Annotated in this window: 3 protein-coding genes; 1 reads left to right on the plus strand and 2 read right to left on the minus strand. The window is 74.9% G+C overall.

Translation table 11 applies throughout. The annotated features are described in order from the left end of the window. Positions 1–230, minus strand: a 230-nt coding sequence (locus AB0K09_RS32215; protein ID WP_366068939.1) for a precorrin-6A/cobalt-precorrin-6A reductase, incomplete at its 3' end; no start/stop codon positions are given. Positions 231–286: 56 nt separating this feature from the next. On the opposite strand from AB0K09_RS32215, the gene AB0K09_RS32220 reads away from it, so the two are divergent. Next, on the plus strand, positions 287–1453 hold the full coding sequence (locus AB0K09_RS32220) for a cobalt-precorrin-5B (C(1))-methyltransferase (RefSeq protein WP_366068940.1): 1167 nt from the start codon (positions 287–289) through the stop codon (positions 1451–1453). Between the two features lie 18 nt (positions 1454–1471). On the opposite strand, the gene AB0K09_RS32225 is transcribed toward AB0K09_RS32220, so the two are convergent. Next, positions 1472–2570 (minus strand): serine hydrolase domain-containing protein (locus tag AB0K09_RS32225; RefSeq protein WP_366068942.1); only part of this gene is annotated, 1099 nt, incomplete at its 5' end.

Genomic DNA, 2570 nt, shown 5'->3' on the forward strand with positions numbered 1-2570 from the left:
TGGGTGGCGTCGATGAGCACGTCCACCTGCTGCTCGCGCAGCCAGCGGGCCAGGCCCTCGGGGCCGCCGAACCCTCCGATCCGCACCTCGCCCTCGGGCAGCCGCGGCCGCGCGACGCGTCCGGCCAGCGAACTCGTCACCCGCAGCGCCGGGTCGGCGGCCAGGCCGGCCGCCAGCAGGCGCGCCTCGGTGGTGCCGCCCAGGATCAGGACGTGGTGCGCGGCGTTCACGGTCTGCCTTCCGGTCGGTGCTGCTCCGGCGGCCCACCCTACGGGCGGGGTGGCCCGTGGCTGAGACCAGGGCCGCGGCCGGGGTCCCGGCCCCGGCGGCCGGGGGGCGCACCGCGCAGCTGGCGCACACCGGTCTGCGGCACGGCTGGACGACGGGCGCGTGCGCGACGGCGGCCACCACCGCCGCGTACACGGCGTTGCTCGCCGGGGAGTTCCCCGACCCGGTGACGATCACGCTGCCGAAGGGGCAGACGCCCGCCTTCGCGCTCGCCGCCGAGCGGCTGGACGCGGCCGCGCGGTGCGCCATGGCCGGCGTCGTGAAGGACGCCGGGGACGATCCGGACGTCACGCACGGCGCGCTGGTGCGCGCCACCGTGCGGATCCTGCCGCCCGGGTCCGGCGTCGTCTTCCGGGCCGGGCCCGGCGTGGGCACGGTGACCCGGCCGGGACTGCCGCTGCCCGTGGGCGAGCCGGCGATCAACCCGGTGCCGCGGCAGCTGATGCGGGACCACGTCGCCGAGGTGGCCGCCCGGTACGGCGGCACGGGCGACGTCGAGATCGAGGTCTCCGTCGACCACGGCGAGGAGATCGCGCGCTCCACCTGGAACGGGCGCCTGGGCATCCTGGGCGGGCTGTCCATCCTGGGCACGACCGGCATCGTCGTCCCCTACTCCTGCTCGGCGTGGATCGACAGCATCCGGCGCGGCGTGGACGTCGCCCGGGCCGCCGGGCGCCGGCACGTCGCGGGGTGCACGGGCTCGACGTCGGAGAAGGTCGCGGTCGCCGTGCACGGGCTGCCGGAGGACGCCCTGCTGGACATGGGCGACTTCGCCGGGGCCGTGCTGAAGTACGTCCGGCGCCATCCGGTGGAGCGGCTCACCGTCGCGGGCGGTTTCGCGAAGCTGTCCAAGCTCGCGGCGGGCCACCTCGATCTGCACTCCGCCCGCTCCCAGGTCGACAAGGGCTTCCTCGCCGAGCTCGCCCGCCGGGGCGGCGCGGACGAGGAGCTGGCCACGGCGGTGGCCTCGGCCAACACGGGCCTGGACGCGTTGCAGCGGTGCGCGGCGCGGGGCGTGCCGCTGGGCGACCTCGTCGCGGCGGCCGCGCGCGACGAGGCCCTGGCGGTCCTGCGCGGCGCGCCGGTGACGGTCGACGTCATCTGCATCGACCGCGCCGGCACGATCGTGGGCCGGGCGGAGCCGAAGGGGCCGCGCGACCGCTGAGCCGGGGGACTGCCGCGCTCAGCCGCGCGGCGCCCCGCAGAACTCGCCCTCAAACATGTTCTCGAAAGGCGCACTCTCGGTGAGCCAGTCGCCGTTGATGTTGAAGGTGAGCAGGTGCCTGCCGTCCCTGGTGCCGGCGGCGCCGGACAGCGAGCCCCAGACGACTCCGTCGTGGCCGTACACGTCCACGCCGCAGGAGAGATGACGGGCGATCAGCCCGAGGCCGTAGGTGTAGTGCTCGCCGGTCGGCACGGTGGTGAGCATCTCGTCGAGCTGCTTCTTCGGCAGGAGCCTGCCCTGGAGCAGTGCGCCGAAGAACCGGTTGAGGTCGCCGGTGGTGCTGACGACCTCGCCGGTGGCGCCGGACCACGAGGGCCGGTACTCGGTGGCGTCGTAGATCTCCGGGCCGGGATCCGGGGCGTAGAGCTTGGAGTAGCCGACGGGGTGCGGGGCGGGCAGCGTGGGGTCGGTGCCGGGGAAGGTGGTGCGGCGCAGGCCCAGTGGCTTGAGGATGCGCCGCTCGGCCTGGTGGGCGTAGGTGTCGCCGGTGACCCGGTTGATGATCAGGCCGGCGAGGACGAAGTTGGTGTTGGAGTACGTCCAGCCCGTGCCGGGCTCGAAGTCCGGCCGGTACTTCAGGGCCATCGCGACGATCTCTTCGGGCGTCTTCACGTCGTAGCGGTGCTCGAAGAAGGCAGGGCCGTTCATGGTGCGCTGCCACTCGGGGGTCGACACCATGTCGTGGACGCCGCTGGTGTGGTTGAGCAGCTGCCGGATGGTGATCTTGTTGCCGTCGTAGCCGTTGCCGCGCAGGACGCCGGGCAGCCGGCGCTCGACGGGGTCGTCCAGGCTCAGCCGGCCCTCGGCCTCCAGTTGCAGGAGCACCGTGGCCATGAAGGTCTTGGTGATGCTGCCGGCCCGGAAGTGGTCGGCGGCGGTGCGCGGCCGCCGCGTGGCGGTGTCGGCGTATCCGGCCGAGCCGGACCAGGTGCCCAGTGGGGTGCGGGTCTCCGCGGCGACACCCGGCATTCCGGCGGCCACCAGGCCGTTCAGGGCCGCCTGCGTGGGCGCGTGGGACGCCTGCGCGGCGGCGGGCGGGGCGGTCGCGGCGGCCGTG

The sequence above is a fragment of the Streptomyces sp. NPDC049577 genome (assembly GCF_040675635.1).
Lineage (GTDB): Bacteria > Actinomycetota > Actinomycetes > Streptomycetales > Streptomycetaceae > Streptomyces.